Origin of the sequence: Enterococcus sp. DIV1315a (genome assembly GCF_051712325.1) — a bacterium.
In the GTDB taxonomy this organism is placed as follows: Bacteria; Bacillota; Bacilli; order Lactobacillales; family Enterococcaceae; genus Enterococcus; species Enterococcus faecalis.
This window is the reverse complement of the sequence record NZ_JBIOOS010000001.1, coordinates 2,483,976-2,505,210: the sequence shown is the minus strand read 5'-3', so window position 1 is coordinate 2,505,210 and position 21,235 is coordinate 2,483,976. Positions and strand designations below refer to the sequence as shown.

General features: G+C 39.5%; 21 protein-coding genes. 19 read left to right on the top strand and 2 right to left on the bottom strand.

Features of this window, described 5'->3' with window-relative positions:
* Positions 1-9: 9 nt before the first annotated feature.
* From IGJ03_RS11900 to IGJ03_RS11855, 10 genes are all read left to right on the top strand, one after another.
* Positions 10-399: an LPXTG cell wall anchor domain-containing protein gene (locus IGJ03_RS11900; protein ID WP_002354835.1), complete on the top strand. Its 390-nt coding sequence runs from the start codon at positions 10-12 to the stop codon at positions 397-399.
* Complete coding sequence (locus IGJ03_RS11895) at positions 356-1,090, top strand: WxL domain-containing protein (RefSeq protein WP_002365407.1); 735 nt, start codon at positions 356-358, stop codon at positions 1,088-1,090. The genes IGJ03_RS11900 and IGJ03_RS11895 overlap by 44 nt, the downstream gene beginning before the upstream one ends.
* A 4-nt stretch (positions 1,091-1,094) precedes the next feature.
* Positions 1,095-1,895: a WxL domain-containing protein gene (locus IGJ03_RS11890; protein ID WP_002385162.1), complete on the top strand. Its 801-nt coding sequence runs from the start codon at positions 1,095-1,097 to the stop codon at positions 1,893-1,895.
* Positions 1,896-2,654 carry a WxL domain-containing protein gene (locus IGJ03_RS11885; RefSeq protein ID WP_002383195.1) on the top strand — a complete coding sequence of 253 codons (759 nt, stop codon included), beginning with the start codon at positions 1,896-1,898 and terminating at the stop codon, positions 2,652-2,654.
* 106 nt (positions 2,655-2,760) lie between these two features.
* Complete coding sequence (locus tag IGJ03_RS11880) at positions 2,761-3,840, top strand: DUF916 and DUF3324 domain-containing protein (protein WP_002354842.1); 1,080 nt, start codon at positions 2,761-2,763, stop codon at positions 3,838-3,840.
* Between the two features lie 104 nt (positions 3,841-3,944).
* The gene (locus IGJ03_RS11875; protein ID WP_002354843.1) at positions 3,945-4,430 is read left to right on the top strand and encodes a hypothetical protein; all 486 of its coding nucleotides are present in this window, start codon (positions 3,945-3,947) and stop codon (positions 4,428-4,430) included.
* A complete protein-coding gene (locus IGJ03_RS11870; RefSeq protein ID WP_329434057.1) occupies positions 4,405-5,886 on the top strand; it encodes a helix-turn-helix domain-containing protein in 1,482 nt (493 codons plus the stop codon). The genes IGJ03_RS11875 and IGJ03_RS11870 overlap by 26 nt, the downstream gene beginning before the upstream one ends.
* A gap of 236 nt (positions 5,887-6,122) precedes the next feature.
* Positions 6,123-6,620: an RNA polymerase sigma factor gene (locus IGJ03_RS11865; protein ID WP_002372752.1), complete on the top strand. Its 498-nt coding sequence runs from the start codon at positions 6,123-6,125 to the stop codon at positions 6,618-6,620.
* Between the two features lie 24 nt (positions 6,621-6,644).
* On the top strand, positions 6,645-7,529 hold the full coding sequence (locus IGJ03_RS11860) for an RsiV family protein (protein WP_002365402.1): 885 nt from the start codon (positions 6,645-6,647) through the stop codon (positions 7,527-7,529).
* Positions 7,530-7,658: 129 nt separating this feature from the next.
* Positions 7,659-8,795, top strand: a complete 1,137-nt coding sequence (locus IGJ03_RS11855) for an ArgE/DapE family deacylase (RefSeq protein ID WP_048949560.1) — start codon at positions 7,659-7,661, stop codon at positions 8,793-8,795.
* Between the two features lie 52 nt (positions 8,796-8,847).
* Here the strand turns inward: IGJ03_RS11855 and IGJ03_RS11850 are convergent, their stop codons facing one another.
* Positions 8,848-9,639 carry a hypothetical protein gene (locus IGJ03_RS11850; RefSeq protein WP_048949542.1) on the bottom strand — a complete coding sequence of 264 codons (792 nt, stop codon included), beginning with the start codon at positions 9,637-9,639 and terminating at the stop codon, positions 8,848-8,850.
* 163 nt (positions 9,640-9,802) lie between these two features.
* Between IGJ03_RS11850 and IGJ03_RS11845 the strand changes: the two genes are divergently transcribed.
* From IGJ03_RS11845 to IGJ03_RS11835, 3 genes are all read left to right on the top strand, one after another.
* A complete protein-coding gene (locus IGJ03_RS11845; protein WP_002358999.1) occupies positions 9,803-10,186 on the top strand; it encodes a YccF domain-containing protein in 384 nt (127 codons plus the stop codon).
* Positions 10,187-10,274: 88 nt separating this feature from the next.
* Complete coding sequence (locus IGJ03_RS11840) at positions 10,275-10,700, top strand: Rrf2 family transcriptional regulator (RefSeq protein ID WP_002383201.1); 426 nt, start codon at positions 10,275-10,277, stop codon at positions 10,698-10,700.
* 58 nt (positions 10,701-10,758) lie between these two features.
* Positions 10,759-11,388 (top strand): NAD(P)-dependent oxidoreductase, encoded by a 630-nt coding sequence (locus tag IGJ03_RS11835; RefSeq protein ID WP_161797706.1) that lies wholly within the window; start codon positions 10,759-10,761, stop codon positions 11,386-11,388.
* 75 nt (positions 11,389-11,463) lie between these two features.
* Here the strand turns inward: IGJ03_RS11835 and IGJ03_RS11830 are convergent, their stop codons facing one another.
* Positions 11,464-12,669 carry a sunset domain-containing protein gene (locus IGJ03_RS11830; protein ID WP_048949540.1) on the bottom strand — a complete coding sequence of 402 codons (1,206 nt, stop codon included), beginning with the start codon at positions 12,667-12,669 and terminating at the stop codon, positions 11,464-11,466.
* A 191-nt stretch (positions 12,670-12,860) separates the two neighbouring features.
* Between IGJ03_RS11830 and IGJ03_RS11825 the strand changes: the two genes are divergently transcribed.
* The 6 genes from IGJ03_RS11825 (at position 12,861) to mutS (ending at position 21,212) form a co-directional block, all read left to right on the top strand.
* On the top strand, positions 12,861-14,105 hold the full coding sequence (locus tag IGJ03_RS11825) for a competence/damage-inducible protein A (RefSeq protein WP_010820333.1): 1,245 nt from the start codon (positions 12,861-12,863) through the stop codon (positions 14,103-14,105).
* Between the two features lie 113 nt (positions 14,106-14,218).
* Entirely contained in the window at positions 14,219-15,265 is a 1,047-nt protein-coding gene (recA, locus tag IGJ03_RS11820; RefSeq protein ID WP_002354860.1) for a recombinase RecA, read from the top strand.
* A gap of 396 nt (positions 15,266-15,661) precedes the next feature.
* Entirely contained in the window at positions 15,662-17,218 is a 1,557-nt protein-coding gene (rny, locus tag IGJ03_RS11815) for a ribonuclease Y (protein ID WP_002354863.1), read from the top strand.
* A 159-nt stretch (positions 17,219-17,377) separates the two neighbouring features.
* A complete protein-coding gene (locus tag IGJ03_RS11810) occupies positions 17,378-18,175 on the top strand; it encodes a TIGR00282 family metallophosphoesterase (protein WP_002354864.1) in 798 nt (265 codons plus the stop codon).
* Between the two features lie 73 nt (positions 18,176-18,248).
* Positions 18,249-18,635, top strand: coding sequence for a RicAFT regulatory complex protein RicA family protein (locus tag IGJ03_RS11805; RefSeq protein ID WP_002359008.1), 387 nt, complete (start codon positions 18,249-18,251; stop codon positions 18,633-18,635).
* On the top strand, positions 18,636-21,212 hold the full coding sequence (gene mutS, locus IGJ03_RS11800) for a DNA mismatch repair protein MutS (RefSeq protein ID WP_002354867.1): 2,577 nt from the start codon (positions 18,636-18,638) through the stop codon (positions 21,210-21,212).
* Positions 21,213-21,235: the final 23 nt, after the last annotated feature.

The window sequence follows — 21,235 nt, the reverse complement described above, 5'->3', positions numbered from 1 at the left end:
AGAAGTGAGATGAAAAAATACCTTTTGCTTAGTTGTTTTTTAGGTCTTTTCAGCTTCTGTCATTCAGACACTGCGTTTGGGGAAGCAGCTTATGAAAATAGTGGTGTTGTCTCCTTTTATGGAACGTATGAATATCCCACAGAAGAGTCGACAACAGCGACTAGTAATTCTTCCACAACGACCGAACCCACCAAGCCAGCTGACGGAGGCGCTTCATCCGTCCTTTCTTCTGGCGTATATGGGTCGCGACAAGGAAGATTACCAGCGACAGGTACCACCAATCAAGCACCATTTATTTATTTGGGAATCAGCCTTATCACTATAGGCATATTATTTATTAAAAGGAGAAGAGAAGATGAAAAAAACAGTATTAGCAGTAGTAGGGATTGTAGGATTTAGCGGTGTCCTAGCGACACAACAAGCATTTGCGGAAGACATTAACGTGAACTATACAAGTAATGGCGCCATTACATTTGAACCAGATACAGATCCAACGAAGCCAGTTAACCCAACCAATCCAGATGAAAAAGTTGAACCAGAAGATCCAACTGACCCAACTGGACCAAAACCAGGGACTGCAGGCCCCTTATCAATTGACTATGCTTCAAGCTTTCAATTTGGCGCCCAAAAAATCACTTCCGATACGAAAGATTATTACGCACAAATTCAAACATTTAAAGATGGAACAACAGGTCCCAACTATGTTCAGGTAACGGATAAACGTGGGACACAAGAAGGCTGGACGTTAAGCGCTGTACAAAATGGGCAATTCAAAACAGCCCAAAATGAAGAATTAGTGGGGGCCGCTTTATCGATTGCCAATGCAGGTGTGACATCGATTGTTGATGCCGCATACGCGCCAACACCAACAGCAGCACATACCTTTGTTCCCGGAACAGAAGTAGAATTAGTCAAAGCAGAAGATGGCAAAGGAATGGGGACTTGGGTCTATCGTTTTGGGAAAGATGCGACAGAAGGTGCTACTGCCGTGAAATTAAATGTCCCAGGTAAAGCGATTAAATTAGCAAAAGAATATCGTACGACCTTAACATGGACATTGAAATCTGTACCAACGAATGTTGGAGGCTAAGTAAATGAAAAAAACAGTCGTCTACTCCTTGTTATTCGGAACAATGTTGCTTGGTGCCACTGTTCCTGCTGAAGCGGCGACGGTCGTTTTTGATAGCGAACAGTCGATTGTTTTTACCCCAAGCACAGATGGGACGGATCCAGTGAATCCAGAAAATCCCGATCCAGAAAAACCAGTTCGACCAGTCGATCCAACGAATCCTGATGGACCTAATCCAGGCACACCTGGGCCACTTTCCATCGATTATGCCTCAAGTTTGGATTTTGGGAGTAATGAGATATCGAATAAGGATCAAACGTATTTTGCCAGAGCGCAAACCTATAAAAACCCAGATGGTTCAGCAAGTGAATTGGCAACTGCTAATTATGTACAAGTAAGTGATTTACGGGGAACCAATGCTGGCTGGGTTTTAAAAGTGAAACAAAATGGTCAATTTCGTAATGCAGAAACATTACACAAAGAATTAACAGGCGCCACCGTCGCCTTTACTGAGCCCAGTGTGCGCTCAAATGCGACGGACGTATTGCCGCCAACTGCTACCGCAAACATTCAATTAGATGCTGCGGGCGCAGAAACTGTTGTCATGCAAGCCCCAGAAAAGACCGGCGCCGGAACGTGGATCACGCTGTGGGGACAAGCAGAAAAAGTGACCGAAAAAAATCAACAAGGACAGCAAGTAAATGCCACAATCACACGGGCAATCTCACTAACTGTTCCCGGGAAAACCCCTAAGGATGCAGTACAATATAAAACAACATTGACTTGGCTACTTTCAGATGTACCAGTAAATAATGGAGGGAAATAAATGAAAAAGACAAAAGTAATGACATTGATGGCAACCACAACTTTAGGCGCATTGGCACTTGTACCAATGAGTGCATTAGCAGTCGACGGTGGTGAATACCAAACAAACGGAGCGATTCAATTTGCACCAAATACGAACCCAACGAATCCAGTTGATCCGACGAATCCAGACCCGGATAAACCAATTACGCCAGTTGATCCAACTGATCCGACAGGGCCTAAGCCAGGGACAGCAGGTCCGTTATCCATTGACTATGCATCTAGCTTATCTTTTGGGGAACAAACGATTACCTCAAAAAATATGACCTACTATGCAGAAACACAAAAATACAAAGATAACGCTGGTGCCGATCAAGAAGGCCCGAACTTTGTTCAAGTCTCAGATAATCGTGGGACTGAAACAGGTTGGACGTTAAAAGTAAAACAAAATGGTCAATTCAAAACTGAAGCCAACCAAGAACTAACAGCGGCCAAAGTAACTTTAAGCAACGGACGCGTGGTTTCAGCTTCACAATCTGCAAAACCAACGACAGCGCCAGCTACGATTGAATTAAACCCAACTGGGGCTGAATCAGTGGTCATGGCTGCTGGCGATAAAGAAGGTGCGGGCACGTACTTAATGAGCTGGGGCGATAGTGTAGATGCCGCTAAAACAAGTATTTCATTAGAAGTACCTGGTTCAACCACAAAATATGCGAAAAAATACACGACAACTTTTACTTGGACTTTGACAGATACACCTGCTAACACAGGAAACTAAGAACGACAGCATACACGCAAGATCGGGATATAAGTCAAAAATTTTTTGGCTTATCTTTCGGTCTTTTGGTGCTTATAATACAACAAAGAATGAAAGATATAGGAGAATGAATATGAACAGATGGAAAGTATATGCAACGGTAATCGCTTGTATGTTATTTGGCTGGATTGGCGTGGAGGCGCACGCTTCTGAATTTAATTTTGCGGTCACACCAACAATTCCCGAAAATCAAGTGGATAAATCAAAAACCTACTTTGACTTAAAAATGGCGCCTGGTGCCAAACAAACCGTAGAAATTCAGTTACGCAATGATACAGATGAAGACATTACCATTGAAAATACGGTGAACTCAGCGACAACGAATTTAAATGGCGTAGTAGAATATGGCCAAAACGGGATCAAACCTGACAAAACTTTACGCTTTAACTTAAAAGATTATGTGGAAGCACCGAAAGAAATCATCTTGCCGAAGCATTCCCAAAAGACCTTACCTTTAACCATCACGATGCCTAAAGATTCTTTTGATGGCGTGATGGCTGGCGGCATAACACTCAAAGAGAAAAAGAAAGAAACCACGACTTCTGCGGACCAATCAAAAGGGTTAGCTATTAATAATGAATACTCCTATGTTGTGGCTATTATTCTTCAGCAAAATGAGACAAAGGTTCAACCAGATTTAAAATTACTGGGGGTTAAACCAGGACAAGTCAACGCGCGAAACGTCATCAATGTTTCTTTACAAAACCCACAAGCGGCCTATTTAAACCAATTACATTTAATCAACACTGTTTCAAAAGGAGGCGAAACGCTTTACCAATCCGATACTGAGGATATGCAAGTGGCGCCAAACTCTAACTTTAGTTACCCAATTTCTTTAAAAGGGGAACGATTAACGCCAGGGAAATATGTCTTGAAATCAACGGCCTATGGTGTAAAAGATGAAAAGGGCACCTATCAAGTCAAAGGCGCCAATGGTGAAGAACGGTACCTGTACAAATGGGAATTTACAAAAGAATTTACTATTTCTGGGGACGTCGCTAAAGAATTAAATGAAAAAGACGTAACCATTAAAGGAACCAATTGGTGGTTGTATCTACTGATTGCATTAATCATTCTAGCGCTGCTCTTATTGATTTTCTTCTTGTATCGTAAAAAGAAAAAAGAGGAAGAACAACAATCTGAGTAATAAAAAGGGCTATCTATTGACAAAAAGGGTTTTCCTTGTAAAAGTAAAGGTACTTTTACAAGGAATTGCTTCCCATAAAGTAGAGGTAGAGAGAGTGAGAAGCCATGAGAAAAAAGTATCTTTTTTTATTTAGTTCTTTGCTAATTTTTACGGCTGTCGAAATAGAACCAATTCAAACATTGGCGACACCTATTTATAATCCCTTAGAACCAACGGAAGAAATTCAACCAAAACCAGAATCAATCACCCCTCAGGAAAAGTCAGAACCGGAACAACCTGCGCCAACCCCTCCGGAAGATCAAAAAACTACGGTTCCTTCTGAAGAAAAAAAGCCTTCACCCAAGAAAAAAGACAAACCTGTGGAGAAACCGGCAATGTCAAAAGAAAAAAAGAAACAAACAAAAGAAACAACGGCTCATCCCCTACAAGTGAATAAAGATTTTGTCTTTCCTAACGGACTTGGTGCAGGCGGCGATGAAGAATCTGAAAGCTATTTAGCAGCGGTTGGGTACTTTCTTTCAGGAAATGGATTGTATGGGAAAAAAATGGATGTGAGAGAAGTCTATGATATTGATGATGTTTTTAAATAAAGTGGATAAAAGAAAAATCGCCTTATTTCAGTTACTGGAAAATGCACCGATGTTAACAGAGTCAAAAGAAACCGTAATGCAGGAGTTAGAATTATCTGAATTTATCGTGAACAAAACGGTCGCTGAATTAAATGCCGATTTTATTGAATTTGGTTTATCAGAGGATTTTCAAATTGTGAGCGATGGTATTTTCTTAACTCTTAATGAATCAGGAACGGAAACTTCCGATACTTTGATTGATTGCTATATTAAAGAGTCGTTACGTTTTGCTATGTTTCAAGATTTCTTTTTTCAGCGTTTTGATTCTGTGAATGAGTTTGCGTTAGAACACTTTGTTAGTCACACATTGGCTTATAAGGAGTTCAAGGAATTAAAGAAAATGCTGGAAAATTATCAAATTACAATTAATAAAGAATTTCACTTGGTGGGAAATGAAACCAATTTACGCGAAGTAACAACACTGGTTTTTTTACAATTATACCAACGTGATTTTTCATTGTACGGTAAAAAAGTTTTAGAGCAGATTCGGAACTTTGAGCTATTTTTTTCTGAGAAGGTTCATCTTAATCAGCGTGCGGGCTATGCACAAGCTAAATGTTTTCATTTTTTGGCGGTTTCTTTAGTACGAACGCAGCAACAGTTTTATGTAGAGAAAAAAGTAGATTCGCAAGTGTTAAAACAATTAGCCGGTGACAATCAGCAGAATGTTTTCAATTGGTTAGAGAGTCTTCAAATCCCAGAACCACAACGAACAAACGAAGGCAATTATTTACTCTTATTTTTAATTGCTGAAGAGTGGCTTCAAGTAGCTTCAGCAGCACTTTGCCAAAGATTTGCAGAAATTCAACAATTGAATCGTGACTTGTTAAGCTATTTAAAAATACAATTTCAGCTTTCCGAGGAAGTCCTGCAAGGTTTTGAACAAAAAGTAACAATCGTACATTTTAAATTGTTCCATTTTCCAATAGAAGCAAACTATAGTTATCGCAAAATGGATATAACCTACTTTGCAGAAACGTATACAGAGTATTTTTCTGCTAGTCGACAATTTATTCAAGAACAAAAAACGAATCCCGCTGTTTGGGATGCCAGACAGTTTTTATTTTATCGGTATCTGTTGTTAATGGTGGATGCGTTACCATTGAAAAAAGTTTTGGCTCCGATTACATTGTGTGTCGACTTTTCCTTTGGTGAAGCCTATAATCGTATGATACAAAAAAATATTGAAAAAATTACGGAATGGAATATCATTTTCAAAGCACATGTAGATGAAAGTGTACAATTAATTTTATCGGATATTCATTTTGTCGATTGGCCTGAGATTACTCAAATTATTTGGTTAGCGCCACCACGTCCTGTTGATTGGTCGCATTTTATTAAAACGCTGAGTGCACTAAGACCGCACTCGGGAGAAGAAAACAAGGTCGGGACAGCACCGCTTAGCTCCGAGAAATAAGAAGAAATTTCCGGAAATTGTTCTTTAATTTTTGGATAATTTCGGCTTATTTCCGAAGGAGCTGGTTCTGTTCCCGCCGTTTATCAGATTTTGAGCGTGAAGCAAAAATCCAAAGTGATTTTTGTACCACGCTTTTTCTTTTAGAATATAAAAATTAAAAATAATAAAAAAGTTGAAACTTTTTATGCTTGTGATTCGTCTATATAAGTGTACAGGAAAGGAGGTTCCAGAAATCGATGGTTTTCGATGGTTGGAAAAGAAAAAAACAAATTCGCGCGTTAGAAACGCTTGTGGATACCAAATATGAAAAAATGTATCGCATTGCCTTTAACTATACACATTCGAAAGAAGATGCCTTGGATGTGATTCAAGAAAGCTTTGAAAAGGCACTGAAGGCCATCCAAAAAGGACCCGATATTAATGATTTTGACGCGTGGTTCTTTCGAATTCTGCTTTCTGTAGCGACAGATTATTGGCGTAAAAAGAAACGAGAAGCTGTTCATATTGAAAAAGATGAACATGTGTTAGCCCTTTTAAATAATCCCCAACGCAGTTTTTTAGAAATTGAAGAAATTATTAATCAATTAGATAGTCCCAATCGTGAAATTATTCTATTAAAATTTTTTGAAGGATTTACGCTAAAAGAAATCGCCTTGATCCTGGATATTAACGAAAACACGATTAAAACGAAGATGTACCGCAGTTTGAATGAACTCCGAAGTCTATTGAATTAGTAAAAGAAAGGAAGCGAAAAAATAATGGAAGATTTTGTAAAAAGTGTTGTTAAAAACTTTTCAAAAGAATACCGCCAACAACCGTTGCCAACGGATCTACAAGCGGAAGTCAAAGCGCGTTTTCATAAAGAGAAAAAGCGGTACACCTGGCTTCGTTTTAGAAACCGCTCACTGCAAAGTAGTCTAGTAGTGGCTTGTGGCTTTGTCTTATCAGTCAATTTGTTTCCAGGTTTTAGTGAAGCAGCCCGCAACATTCCTGTGTTAGATAAAATTGTTCAATTAGTCACCATCAAAACGTTGACAGCGAAAAAACAGGAAAGTGAAGTAAACATCGATGTCCCTAAAATCCAAACATCCCAAGAATCTTCAGTAGCCGACACGCTCAACAAAAAATACTTGAAAGAAGCCCAAACAGAATTTCAACAAGTCAAAGGGCAATTGTTTGATGGTTCTCGTGTTTCAGTCACTGGAGATTATGAAAAAGTCGTGGACGACCGTCGCTTCCTAGTGGTCAAACGAACCTTCACAGAAATTAAAGGCAGTTCTGCGACGACAACGAAATATGACACCATCGACAAACGAGCCAATGTTGTCGTTTCACTCCCCTTAATTTTTAAAAATGATTTTTACATTGATGTCATTAGTAGTGAAATTAAACAACAAATAGCAGACCAAATGAAGAACGATAGCAATAAAATATACTGGTCCGAAAAAGAGGATGCCCCCAGTGATGTTCAACCCTTCAAAAAAATTAAAAAGGACCAACCTTTCTATATCAATGAAAAACACCAATTAGTGATTGTGTTTCCTCAAGGAGAGATTGCGCCTTACTATATGGGCACCCCTGAATTTGTGATTCCTAATCAAGTCATTGAGAATGAATTGGCAGCGCCTAATTATTTAAAATAAACTCAGCAAAAAACACGCGACAGTTTTAAGAAATGTCGCGTGTTTTTTACTGACCTAACCAAGTCAGTTGCGGTTTTACTGAGAGAAGCGTACACTAGAATTAAGCATAACAAGAAAGGGCGAATGGCAATGGAAAAATCAGAAAAAATTAGTATTTTACAAGATGTGGTTAAAATTAAATCTGTAAATGGAAACGAAGAAGAAGTGGCAATCTATTTACAAAATCTTTTGAAGAAATATGAGATTCCTTCTGAACTTGTTTCTTATGCACCAAATCGTAGTAGTTTGGTTGCTTATTTAGGTGAAAACCGAGAAAAAATCTTAGGGTTTAGTGGCCACATGGACGTGGTTTCTGAAGGGGACGAAAGTCAATGGACTTTCCCGCCATTTGCGGCCCATATTGAAGGAAATAAATTGTATGGCCGTGGCGCAACGGACATGAAAAGCGGCTTAGTCGCAATGGTTTTAGCAATGATTGAATTAAAAGAAAAGGAAGTTCCATTAAATGGAGCGGTTAAATTTTTAGGTACAGTTGGTGAAGAAGTCGGTGAGCTAGGTGCTGGCCAATTAACTGAAAAAGGCTATGCGGATGATTTAAGTGCCTTAGTCATTGGAGAACCAACCAATTATAACTTGATGTATGCGCACATGGGTTCAATTAACTATTCTGTTGTGTCACACGGAAAAGAAGCCCACAGTTCGATGCCAGAAGAAGGCATTAACGCGATTAATAATTTGAACGAATTTATTACAGAAGCAAACCAACAAATGGCGGAAGTCACAGCAAACTATGAAAATCCTGAATTAGGTCGAACGATTCACAATGTAACCGTCATTAAAGGTGGCACACAAGTGAACAGTATTCCAGGTCAAGCAGCCTTGCAAGGGAATATCCGTTCAATTCCAGAATTCAGCAACGACCAAGTCATTGCATTATTACAAAAAATTGTCGATGAATTGAACAAAAAAGAAAAACATCAGTTAGAATTAACGATTGATTACAATAAAATTCCTGTAAAAGCTGAGAAAGATTCTGCGTTAATTCAAGCCATTCAAGCCCAATTTGATCAACCATTACCATTAGTGACAAGCGCTGGGACCACAGACTTAGCTGAATTTACTAAATCAGACAATACATTTGATTGCGTTGTCTTTGGACCAGGTGTGACCACTACTGCACACCAAGTCGACGAATATGTCGAAATTGATAATTATTTAGATATGATTGATAAGTATCAAGCGATAGCAAAAAGTTATTTAAATTAAAAAAATGTCGCGCCTGAATCATAAAAATCAGGTGCGACATTTTTTATAAGGTTTATTCCACCACAGTCCATTCATTTAAGGTTTTGCCGTTCTCATCAACTAGCTCTAACCAGCTGTTTGTTCCAGCAAAATAGAGAAACAAGCCGACTTCATTAACGCTTTTTAAGACGATATCTTCCGTTGTGACAAAGTCTTTAAATTGGCTCTTGCGTTCATCACGAAGTTTTTCACCAAATCTAGCGGAGAAACCGACAGACCCGTCTTTATTTAAAGGGGCTTCGGGCATCATTGTCGCGCCAGCTTTAATAAGCATTTCATTGCGCTTTTGCCAAAAAACAGTTGCTTTGCTTTGTCGAGTATCAATATAAAAAGGAATTTGGCTGACTTCTTTTGTCCATTTGTGGCGTGCTTTGGCTGGTCTGGCTTTCTTCGGCGCCGTTTTTTTAAACAGAGAGTAGCCAAAACGTTCCAAGATAAAGATGACTGTTTCTTTATAGTTAGTCACTGTCGCTACCGCACTTTTCGGAATTTTGACTGTCGTTGGGGTCGCTTCCAATGTTAAACCACTTTCTTTCGCATCATCTAGGAAAGCTTGCGCTAAATAGGCAAGTTCTGTGTCCCAAGTCGATTTCAATAAAATCGAGTGATCAAAAGAAACTTCTTTATATGTAGCTTTTTCTTCAGCAAGTCCTAAAGCAACTAGTTGGTTATCTCTTAGCAAGAAAAGAATCGCTGCCTCTTTTTTCGGTAATTTAGTTGTTTGTTCAATGATTAAGTGGGCCTGATCGGCTAAATCAATGAGTGTCTTTGTTTTTTTTAGATCAACGGTTAAATGTAAGTCCATGAAGTCTGCTCCTTTATCGTTAGTCTCTTCATTGTATCATGAAATAGCGTCTTCGTCTTTTAACGAGTCAGCGACCTTACAATATTGTTTGAAACAAAAAGAAGCTTTCGTGGTATACTTACTCACATACATAATTTTTAATGAGGAAAGTAGAGGAACAAGAATGAAAACACTTGGCAATATTTTATGGTTCATCTTTGGCGGCTTTTTTGGTGGCTTATCTTGGCTATTCGCAGGCGTGATTTGGTGTATTACAATTATCGGTATTCCGATTGGTTTACAATGTTTTAAATTAGCGGGGTTGAGCTTTTGGCCGTTTAAAAAGCGAGTCGTGTATAGTGATAGCGGCGTATCTTTGGTGGTAAATATTATTTGGCTGATTATCAGTGGACTACCATTAGCAATTGGACATTGTATTAGTGGCTTATTGCTTTGTCTGACAATCATCGGTATTCCGTTTGGGCAACAATCCTTTAAATTGGCGAAATTAGCGTTAATGCCGTTTGGGGCCCGTGTTGTTTCAACAAATGATTTTTATTTTGAATAGTCAGAGGTTTCTCATTGACAAATAAAACGAAACAGCGTATTCTTTAAATGTAACAAATAACGTTACATTTAGTTTGGAGTGATTAGACATGGCCATGTCAACGAAATTAAGTGTTGCGATTCATATTTTAAGTTTGATTGAAACAGGTCCTCAAGAACAAGTGACTTCTGAATACATTGCTTCGAGCGTGAATACGAATCCAGTCGTTGTTCGACGACTAATGAGTCAGTTAAAAAAAGCCGGCTTGATTCATTCCATGCGTGGAGCCAATAAAAATACCTTATTAAAGAAACCAGAAGAGATCTCACTGTATGAAATTTATACAGCGGTTGAATTGGAACGAGAGATTTTCAATATTCATCAAAATCCTAATCCAAACTGTTCCGTTGGGGCAAATATCCAATCGGTACTAGAAACTGAATTTACTAAAGTGCAACAAAAAATGGAAGAAGAATTAAAAAGCATTACCTTAGCAGATGTGATTCATGAAATAGAAGTTAAGAGAGATAAGTAATCTCTCTACTTTTAAAGCATTAAATGTAACTATTTTAGTTCTATTTAAAAATGAAAGGATGATTTACATGAAAGTAGCAGTATTAGGAGCAACAGGAAAAGAAGGACAATTACTTTTAGCAGAAGCTAAACGTCGCGGGATGGACGTGACAGCCATCATTCGTAATGCCTCAAAAATAACAGATGGCACACCGACCATTGAAAAAGATGTTTATCAATTAACAATAGAAGATATTCAAGCGTTTGATGTATTAATTAGTGCCTTAGGATTCCCTGATGTGCAAGATTTCCCAAAATCTACCCAGCATTTGATTGAGATTTTAACCAATCAAAAAACGCGCTTGTTTGTCGTTGGGGGCGCTGGAACCTTGTATGTGGACCCAGAACACACAACTCAATTAAAAGATACACCATCATTCCCAGCAGAAATTCAGCCATTAGCTTCGGCGATGGGTGAAGCTTTAAACTTATTGAAAGAAGCTCAAAACATCCACTGGACCTATATTAGTCCTGCAGCCATGTTTGATGCTGATGGTCCTGCGACAGGCCATTATGAAGTCGCTGGCGAAGAATTAACAACCAATAGTCAAGGTGACAGCTACATTAGTTACGCAGACTACGCCGTTGCCATGTTAGATGAAGTGGAAAGTAATGCACACCCAAATCAACGAATTAGTGTGTATCAATAAAAAACAAGAAAATGGGGCCTCCGTTGTTTTAACGGAGGCCCCATTTTCTTGTTTGATTAATTATTGCTAATGTATTTACTGTTTGGGTGCTCGGTATCCTGCTGCCTCTGCTTCTTCAACAGTAGAGAACCAAGCTACTGGATTAGTAGTCTGATCATAATACCTGCTCCCTGGTACATGATAAATTTTACCACGTGACCCTTTAATTAAGGCGTTACCGCTTGGTGTTTCCGCAGCAGCCGTCTCGACTTCCGCCGGCGCCTGTGCGGCTTGTTGCGCCTCTGCTTCAGCTTGCGCTTTTGCTGCCGCTTCGGCTTGTTCTTTTTGCGCTTTTTCAGCGGCTAGTTTCTGAGCTTCTGCTTCTTTTCGTTGTTTTTCTTTGTGGGCATCTAATTGAGTTTTAACAACGGCTACCCGTTTTGTTAAAGCTTGATTTGGGGAGTTTAAAGCGTCAATTTGTTTGATCGCTTCATTATAGTAAGCTTCATTGGTTGGTTCTTGTTCAGCTTTTTCAACAGCGGCTGTCGCACTGGCGACTAATTGTTCATTTTTTTCTTTTTCAGCGATAGCGGTTTGAACAGTCGCTAAACGTTGTTGAAATCCTTCTTTGCCAACTGGGGCAGCAGCTACTAATTTTTCAGCTGCTTGATAATCGCTTTTACTTTTGGATTTTTCAGCAGTTGTAACTGCTTCATCAACAGGTACTGCTTCTTTGATTTTTTCAAGGCGATCATTGTATTCCTCGTATTCTTGACTTAATGAAGATACTAAGGTTGCGGCTTCATCATAGTTTTTCTGAGAAGGTTGTTTTTCAGCGTAAGCTAAGGCGTTTTCTGTTTTGGCCAATTCTTGCTCAGAATCTGTGATGCTCGCAATAAATTCTTTTGACGGTGTGACTTCGACTGATTTTTCAACTTTGGTATCTTTCTTCTCAGCCACAAAGGTGATTTTTTGCGTTTTTTCATCGGACAGTTTTACTTTGTAAGCAAACGTTTTGTCTTTCGTTTTTACTTCCTTGCCATTGGCCGTTAGTTTGCTGTTGCCGTCGTATTCGCCTTTGATGGTGGCTGAGCCATTGGCATCGGTTTCAACACTCTCTGCATCAAGTGAAAGCGTTGGGGAAGAATCTGTCGTGGCAACCCCACCAATAAATAGAGCGGCACTTGCTAATGCGGCATAGCCATATTGTTTTTTCGGTTGTTTCTTGATTAATGCTTTGATAGTCAGTCCCCCGCTGACAAGTAACCCTAATAGACCCAAAAGTCCTACTACTACACTCATTCATTTCTCTCCTTTCGATATAACGTTATTATACAATGTATTGTGAGAAAATGAACATTTTTTTCGTAATAATTAATAAATTTCCTGATAAAAAAATTATTTCCTGAAGCTCAAATTCTTTTGTAAAAATTTTGTTGTGCTAAAATGGAAAGTGAGTTTAACTACGTATGTTATTAGAGAAGGGGAAATCAATGAAAGCAGAAATCATTGCAGTCGGAACAGAGTTATTACTGGGACAAGTAGTGAATACCAACGCCACCTTTTTATCAGAAGAGTTAGCTGCGCTAGGCATCGATGTTTACTATCAGACCGTTGTTGGTGATAACGGCGGCCGCTTAGAAACGCTACTAACAGAAGCAGAACAAAGAAGTGATTTAATTGTCCTTTGTGGAGGGCTAGGACCTACAGAAGACGATTTAACCAAGCAAGTTGTCGCACAACATCTCCATAAATCATTAGTAGAAGATCAAGAAGGATTGAACCGCTTGCACCAGTTTTTCCAACAGTCTAAGCGGCCAATGACGGAAAATAATCTACGACAAGTGTTAGCTATTGAAGGTGGACAAGTTCTTCAAAACCCGACAGGATTAGCGGTTGGTTCTTTCGTAACAGAAGGCACAACAAGCTATTTGCTCTTACCAGGACCACCCAATGAATTAATTCCGATGTTCCAACAAGCGGCACGACCTTTATTGATTGATGCGTTTCCACAAGAAGAACAATTGATTTCAAGAGTCTTGCGTTTTTATGGGATTGGTGAATCACAGCTGGTGACCGAGATTCAATCGTTGATTGCGCACCAAACGAATCCAACCATTGCGCCTTATGCTAAGCCTAATGAAGTGACACTTCGTTTAACAGTTAAAACAAAAGACTTAGTAGCTGGCGAAGAATTATTAACAGCGACAGAAGAAAAGGTTTTAGCTAAAGTGGGAGACTATTTTTATGGGTATGGGGATGACAATAGTTTAGCCAAGGTAACAGTGGATTTGTTATTACAAAACGGACAAACCGTCACGGCTGCTGAGAGCCTCACTGCTGGCCTATTCCAAAGTACACTGGGGGAAATTGCGGGTGCTTCGAAGATTTTTAAGGGAGGCTTCGTGACGTATTCGCAAGAAACAAAAGAGAACTTTTTAGGAATTTCTCATGAACTTTTAGAAGAACATGGCACGGTAAGTGAAGCGTGTGCCAAAGAAATGGCAGAGAAAGCGCGTCAGTTAGCTAAATCTAACTATGGTTTATCATTTACTGGGGTCGCTGGTGACCCAATCGAAGGTCAACCGACAGGCACTGTTTGGATTGGGCTGGCGGAAGAAGGCCAACCAACTGTTGTAGAATGTTTCCATTTTAACCGTGATCGAAATTATATTAGACAGAGTGCGGTTATGCGAGGGTTAGATCTTTTGCGGCGACGAATCATTAATAAAAAATAAATATGCGAATGTTTGTTCGGTTTTTTCTTGCTTTTTTGGTACAAAAGAGATATGATAGACCTACTAACAGGAAATGAAAAATAAGTTTATATAAATTAAAGGAGGATTATCCATTGGCAGATGATCGTAAAGTGGCTTTAGATGCCGCACTGAAAAAAATTGAAAAGAACTTTGGGAAAGGTTCTATTATGAAATTAGGCGAAAAAGCTGATCAAAAAATTTCAACTATCCCTAGTGGTTCTTTAGCGTTAGATGTTGCATTGGGCGTAGGTGGGTATCCACGTGGCCGAATTATTGAAGTATATGGTCCTGAGAGTTCAGGTAAAACAACTGTTTCTTTACACGCAATTGCAGAAGTGCAACGAAATGGTGGAACAGCCGCTTTTATCGATGCTGAGCATGCATTGGATCCTCAATATGCGGAGAAACTAGGCGTTAACATCGATGAATTACTTTTATCTCAACCAGATACGGGCGAGCAAGGCTTAGAGATTGCCGATGCCTTAGTTTCAAGTGGTGCGATTGACATCGTTGTTATCGACTCGGTTGCTGCGTTAGTTCCTCGTGCAGAGATTGATGGTGAGATGGGAGCGAGCCATGTCGGCTTACAAGCTCGACTAATGTCTCAAGCACTACGTAAATTATCAGGCTCAATTAATAAGACAAAAACAATTGCTATTTTCATTAACCAAATTCGTGAAAAAGTTGGCGTGATGTTCGGAAATCCTGAAACAACTCCTGGTGGACGTGCATTGAAATTCTACGCAACGGTTCGTCTAGAAGTCCGTCGTGCAGAACAGTTAAAACAAGGAACAGACATCGTCGGTAACCGCACAAAAATTAAAGTCGTTAAAAACAAAGTGGCGCCACCATTTAAAGTGGCAGAAGTTGATATCATGTATGGCCAAGGGATTTCCCAAGAAGGCGAATTACTAGATATGGCTGTGGAAAAAGACCTTATCAGTAAAAGTGGTGCTTGGTATGGCTACAAAGAAGAACGAATTGGCCAAGGCCGTGAAAATGCCAAACAATACATGGCGGATCATCCTGAAATGATGGCAGAAGTGTCTAAATTGGTCCGTGATGCATACGGCATCGGTGACGGTTCAACCATTACAGAAGAAGCAGAAGGTCAAGAAGAATTACCCTTAGATGAATAGATAACGAGTGAATACGACTCGTTAAGAAGAAGGACAACACTTACTGAACAGGACAGGTGTTGTCTTTTTTTGTTTAGAACTAAATTGTTAAATAGACTGTTGTCCATGTCCGAACCCATCCACATCAAGCAGCTTAGTCAAACAGCAGACTATGCGGCGTTTGTTCTAAAATTTAAACAATTCGTGACGGCGGAAACCTAAAAATGTGACGTTGTCTAATATTTGCTGCCCTTTCCAAAAGAAAGGGCTTTTTTAAGTTGACACCTTTCGCGACAAACATTAGAATAAAATTGTGTGTATGCACAAATATGCAAGTAGGCATATTGATAATTGATTTTAGTTTATCAAAAAACTACAAGATATGAATTAACAAAAAGATAGTATGGAGGTGGAAATATGGTTTTAAATATTCTCCTCGCTATCGTCGGTTTGATTGTCGGTCTTGGTTTAGGATTTGTTATTGCAAAGTCACGTCATGATAAAGCAATAAATGGTGCAAAAATTTCAGCGTCGAGTATTCTCGAGAACGCTCGGAAAGAATCAGAAACACTGAAAAAAGAAGCATTGCTAGAAGCTAAGGAAGAGAACCAGAAGTATCGTTCAGAAATTGAAAGTGAGTTGAAAGAAAGCAGATTAGAACTTAAATCTCAAGAAAATCGTTTAATTCAACGGGAACAAACGTTGGATCGTAAAGATGACTCTCTTGAAAAACGTGAAGGCTCACTGGAAGAAAAAGAAGAGAAACTTGGTGCTAGACAGCAATTAATTGATGAGCGAGAAAAAGAAGTAGAAAACTTAATTAATCAGCAACATCAAGAATTAGAACGAATTGCTTCCCTTTCAAAAGAAGAAGCAAAATCGATTATTATGAAGTCAACAGAAGAAGAGTTGAATCATGAACTAACCTTGATGGTCAAGGAGTCAGAACAACGTGCCAAAGAAGAATCTGATCGCAAAGCGAAGAACTTGCTTTCCCTAGCAATTCAACGTTGCGCCGCCGATTCTGTTTCTGAAACAACTGTTTCCGTGGTCACTTTACCAAATGATGAGATGAAAGGTCGCATTATTGGTCGTGAAGGACGTAATATTCGTACATTGGAAACATTAACAGGGATTGACTTAATCATTGATGATACGCCAGAAGCGGTTGTGTTATCTGGATTTGATCCAATCAGACGAGAAATCGCTCGAATGACCTTGGAAAAATTAATCCAAGATGGTCGGATTCATCCCGCTCGTATCGAAGAAATGGTAGAAAAATCACGTAAAGAAATGGATGAACGGATTCGTGAATACGGAGAACAAGCAGCCTTTGAAGTAGGTGCTCATACGTTACATCCTGATTTAATTAAAATTTTAGGCCGTTTACGTTTCAGAACAAGTTATGGTCAAAATGTCTTGAACCATTCAATCGAAGTAGCAAAACTAGCTGGCGTTTTAGCCGCCGAATTAGGCGAAGATGTTCAATTAGCCAAACGTGCAGGTTTACTACATGATATTGGGAAAGCATTAGATCATGAAATTGAAGGTTCTCACGTTGAGATTGGCGCAGAATTAGCTGCGAAATATAAAGAAAATTCAGTAGTTATTAATGCCATTGCCTCGCATCATGGTGATGTGGAAGCAACCTCAGTTATTTCTGTTTTAGTGGCAGCCGCAGATGCGTTATCTGCAGCCCGTCCAGGTGCACGTAGTGAATCGTTAGAAAACTACATTCGCCGCTTAGAAAACTTAGAAAATATTTCTAATAGTTTTGAAGGCGTTGATTCAAGTTTTGCTGTTCAAGCAGGACGTGAAGTTCGTGTCATGGTGAAACCAGAAGAAATTTCTGATTTAGAATCTGTTCGTTTAGTTCGAGACATTCGGAAGAAAATTGAAGATGACTTGGATTATCCAGGACATATCAAAGTAACGGTTATCCGTGAAACACGTGCCGTAGACTATGCGAAATAAAATAAAAAGCGAATAAGTATCGCGTGTAGTGTCTCAACGAACAATTGCAAGGATTGTTCGTTGAGACACTTTTTTTAATCTTTTAAAACCAAAACTTTCTTTTCAAAGCGAAAACAACTATAATAAACAAGAGATGTTAAAAAGAGAAGAGGAACCTTTTTGCGTATATTATTTATAGGAGATGTTGTCGGTTCTTTAGGAAGAGAAGCCTTAGCAACGTATGTCCCTAAATTAAAGAAGAAATATCGTCCACAAGTGACCATTGCCAATGGTGAAAATGCGGCATCTGGTCGAGGAATTACTGGCAAGATTTATAAGAAATTTTTGCAAGATGGTGTCGATGTTGTTACGATGGGTAACCATACGTGGGACAACAAGGATATCTTTGAATTCATTGATGATGCGAAGAAAATGGTTCGTCCAGCGAACTTTCCAGAAGATGTGCCTGGTCAAGGAATGGTTTTTGTGAAAGTCAATCAATTGGAACTAGCGGTGATTAATTTACAGGCCCGCACATTTATGGTGCCATTGGAAGATCCTTTCAAGAAAGCCGCCGAGCTAGTGGCTATCGCTCGCAAACGGACACCGCTCATTTTTGTGGATTTTCATGGCGAAACGACGAGCGAAAAACAAGCCATGAGCTGGTTTTTAGATGGCCAAGTTTCAGCCGTTGTTGGAACACATACGCATGTTCAAACAAATGATGCTCGGATTTTACCGAAAGGGACAGCCTTCTTAAGTGATGTCGGTATGACTGGACCTTATGATGGGATTTTAGGAATGAAGCGTGAACCGATTATTGAGAAGTTTATGACAGCATTGCCGAAGCGCTTTGAGGTAGTCGAAACAGGGCGGACGATTTTATCTGCCTGTATTTTAGAGATTGATGACCAAACGGGCCAAGCGAAGATGATTGAGCCGATTCAGATTAGCGAAGATCGCCCGTTTCAAGAATAATAGAAGAAAAGTTAATCTCGGATCATTAAGAGGTTAACTTTTTCTGCTCTTATAGAAAAAGTGCCGGTGAAAGATGAAGGTGAAAAAAATGGAGCCGTTGAATTTAGATGCACAAAGTAATAAAGAATTAGAAAAATTGTTACATTTAATTGGACAAGATGAAGTCATTCAGCGCTACCAAGCGATTGAAGAAAAGGTAAAGAAAAACAAAAAGCTGACAGAATTAGTGGAAGAAATTAAAGCTGCGCAAAAAGATGCGGTTCAATTTGCTCACTATGGCAAACCAACTGCTGAAAAAGAAGCCATTCAACGAGCTGATGCGAAAACAAAAGAGTTTGATGAGCACCCACTCGTTGTAGCCTACCGCGAACAACTGATCGAAGCCAATGACTTAGTCCAACATGTCACGGCGCTCATTCAATACCGCGTGAACGAAGAGCTAGAGAAGGAAGGGAATTAAATGCCACAAAAGACAAAAAATACACCCATGATGGAACAATATTTATCCATTAAGGCCCAATACAAGGATGCGTTTTTATTTTATCGCTTAGGTGATTTTTATGAGTTATTTTATGAAGATGCTATCAATGCAGCGCAAATCTTAGAATTGACGTTAACCAGTCGTAACCGCAATGCGGATGATCCGATTCCTATGTGTGGCGTTCCTTATCATGCCGCGCAAGGCTATATTGATACGTTGATTGAGCAAGGCTATAAAGTAGCGATTTGTGAGCAAGTGGAAGATCCAAAGACTACCAAGGGCATGGTCAAACGAGAAGTGGTCCAGTTGGTAACGCCAGGAACGGTGATGAATAGTAAAGGCTTGGAAGCCAAAGACAATAATTACTTAACCGCTGTGCTAACAGATGGTAATCAGTTCGGTTTTGCCTATGTAGACTTGAGTACAGGCGAATTAAAAACAGCAGTCTTGGCTGATGAAGAGGGCGTTTTAAACGAAGCTTCTGCGTTGCAAACAAAAGAAATGGTCCTAGGTTCAGGGATTCCTGAATCGTTAAAAGAGAACTTAAGTTTACGTTTAAACATCATCTTTTCGACACAAGAAACGGTGGAAGAAAATGCCGAGTTTAGTTTTTTAACCAATGAACTGATTAATCCATTAGAAATTGAAATTACAGGCAAATTATTATCTTATTTATCCGTTACCCAAAAGCGGAGCTTGTCCCATATTCAGAAAGCTGTGGAATATCAGCCAGATCATTTCTTAAAAATGGATCATTATTCTAAATTCAATTTAGAATTGAGTCAGTCGATTCGAACAGGGCAGAAAAAAGGGACTCTTTTGTGGCTATTAGATGAAACGAAAACAGCTATGGGCGGCCGTTTATTAAAACAATGGTTGGATCGTCCGCTAATTCAGGAACGTCAAATTAAGGCGCGTCAAGAAATGGTGCAATCCTTATTAAATGCCTATTTTGAACGCTTAGATTTGCAAGCAGCATTGACGAACGTGTATGATTTAGAGCGGTTAGCAGGACGCGTGGCATTCGGCAGTGTGAATGGGCGTGATTTAATTCAATTACGGACCTCTTTAGAACAAGTACCAACGATTCGACAGTTAATTGTCGGGATCAATCAAGGGGAATGGGATGATTTGTTAGTCGACTTAAACCCCGTTGAAGATTTAGTGGCATTGATTGCGACGGCGATTAATGAAGAAGCCCCTTTACAAATTACTGAAGGAAATGTTATTAAAGACGGCTATAACGACCAATTAGATGAATACCGTGATGCCATGCGCAATGGTAAGCAATGGTTAGCGGAGTTAGAAGCGAAAGAACGCCAAGAAACAGGGATTAAAAACTTGAAGATTGGCTACAATCGTGTCTTTGGTTATTTCATTGAAATCACTAAGTCAAATTTAGCGAATTTAGAAGAAGGAAAATACGAGCGTAAGCAAACATTAGCTAATGCGGAGCGCTTTATTACGCCCGAACTAAAAGAATTAGAGCGTTTAATCTTAGAAGCTGAAGAAAAATCAGTTGAACTAGAATATCAATTGTTCTTGGCCGTGAGAGAACAAGTGAAAACGAACATTGATCGGTTGCAAACACTGGCTAAAACCATTAGTGCGGTTGATGTTTTACAATCTTTTGCAACAATTAGTGAACGGTATCAATACGTTCGACCAACGTTAAGAAGTAACACGAAAAATTTGGCGATTGTCGAAGGACGACACCCAGTCGTGGAAAAAGTTTTAGGGCACCAAGAATACATTCCAAACAGTATCCGCATGAACCCAGAAACAGATATTCTCTTGATTACTGGACCAAACATGTCAGGGAAAAGTACCTACATGCGTCAATTGGCTTTGACGGTGGTCATGGCGCAAATTGGCTGTTTTGTACCAGCGGAAAGTGCTGAAATGCCAATTTTCGATCAAATTTTTACACGGATTGGGGCCTCTGATGATCTAATTGCAGGGCAAAGTACCTTTATGGTAGAAATGATGGAAGCCAACCAAGCACTGCGGCATGCCACGCCTAACAGCCTAATTTTATTTGATGAATTAGGACGCGGCACAGCAACCTATGATGGGATGGCGCTAGCGCAAGCCATCATTGAATATATCCATCGTGAAGTACAAGCCAAAACGCTATTCTCTACACATTATCATGAACTAACTGTTCTAGATGAAACCTTAAAAGGCTTGAAGAATATTCACGTGGGCGCTGTCGAAAAAGATGGCGAAGTGGTCTTTCTTCATAAAATGATGGAAGGACCTGCTGATAAGAGTTATGGGATACATGTTGCTAAAATCGCTGGTTTACCAAGCCCACTTTTAGAACGAGCAGCCACCATTTTATCCGCTTTAGAAGCGGAAGAAACAACGATTCCAAGTTCAGTTCATCATGAAGAAGTTTCAGAAGTCCATGAAGAAACCGAGCAACTTTCATTATTTAAAGAAGTTTCAACAGAAGAATTAAGTGTCATTGACACATTGAAGAAAATGAATCTATTAGAAATGACACCACTAGATGCGTTAAACATGCTTCATCAATTGCAAAAACGTATCTAATTAGGAACCGAACCGGTTAGGAG

Bases quoted from the DNA above. Each gene is read 5' to 3' on its own strand.
- IGJ03_RS11825 (WP_010820333.1), top strand. From the start codon at position 12,861: ATGAAAGCAGAAATCATTGCAGTCGGAACAGAGTTATTACTGGGACAA.
- IGJ03_RS11895 (WP_002365407.1), top strand. From the start codon at position 356: ATGAAAAAAACAGTATTAGCAGTAGTAGGGATTGTAGGATTTAGCGGT.
- IGJ03_RS11870 (WP_329434057.1), top strand. From the start codon at position 4,405: ATGATATTGATGATGTTTTTAAATAAAGTGGATAAAAGAAAAATCGCC.
- IGJ03_RS11890 (WP_002385162.1), top strand. From the start codon at position 1,095: ATGAAAAAAACAGTCGTCTACTCCTTGTTATTCGGAACAATGTTGCTT.
- IGJ03_RS11845 (WP_002358999.1), top strand. From the start codon at position 9,803: ATGAAAACACTTGGCAATATTTTATGGTTCATCTTTGGCGGCTTTTTT.
- IGJ03_RS11865 (WP_002372752.1), top strand. From the start codon at position 6,123: ATGGTTTTCGATGGTTGGAAAAGAAAAAAACAAATTCGCGCGTTAGAA.
- IGJ03_RS11830 (WP_048949540.1), bottom strand. From the start codon at position 12,669: ATGAGTGTAGTAGTAGGACTTTTGGGTCTATTAGGGTTACTTGTCAGC.
- IGJ03_RS11850 (WP_048949542.1), bottom strand. From the start codon at position 9,639: ATGGACTTACATTTAACCGTTGATCTAAAAAAAACAAAGACACTCATT.
- IGJ03_RS11805 (WP_002359008.1), top strand. From the start codon at position 18,249: ATGAAGGTGAAAAAAATGGAGCCGTTGAATTTAGATGCACAAAGTAAT.
- mutS (WP_002354867.1), top strand. From the start codon at position 18,636: ATGCCACAAAAGACAAAAAATACACCCATGATGGAACAATATTTATCC.
- IGJ03_RS11900 (WP_002354835.1), top strand. From the start codon at position 10: ATGAAAAAATACCTTTTGCTTAGTTGTTTTTTAGGTCTTTTCAGCTTC.
- IGJ03_RS11840 (WP_002383201.1), top strand. From the start codon at position 10,275: ATGGCCATGTCAACGAAATTAAGTGTTGCGATTCATATTTTAAGTTTG.
- IGJ03_RS11880 (WP_002354842.1), top strand. From the start codon at position 2,761: ATGAATATGAACAGATGGAAAGTATATGCAACGGTAATCGCTTGTATG.
- IGJ03_RS11860 (WP_002365402.1), top strand. From the start codon at position 6,645: ATGGAAGATTTTGTAAAAAGTGTTGTTAAAAACTTTTCAAAAGAATAC.
- IGJ03_RS11875 (WP_002354843.1), top strand. From the start codon at position 3,945: ATGAGAAAAAAGTATCTTTTTTTATTTAGTTCTTTGCTAATTTTTACG.
- rny (WP_002354863.1), top strand. From the start codon at position 15,662: ATGGTTTTAAATATTCTCCTCGCTATCGTCGGTTTGATTGTCGGTCTT.
- IGJ03_RS11885 (WP_002383195.1), top strand. From the start codon at position 1,896: ATGAAAAAGACAAAAGTAATGACATTGATGGCAACCACAACTTTAGGC.
- IGJ03_RS11855 (WP_048949560.1), top strand. From the start codon at position 7,659: ATGGAAAAATCAGAAAAAATTAGTATTTTACAAGATGTGGTTAAAATT.
- IGJ03_RS11835 (WP_161797706.1), top strand. From the start codon at position 10,759: ATGATTTACATGAAAGTAGCAGTATTAGGAGCAACAGGAAAAGAAGGA.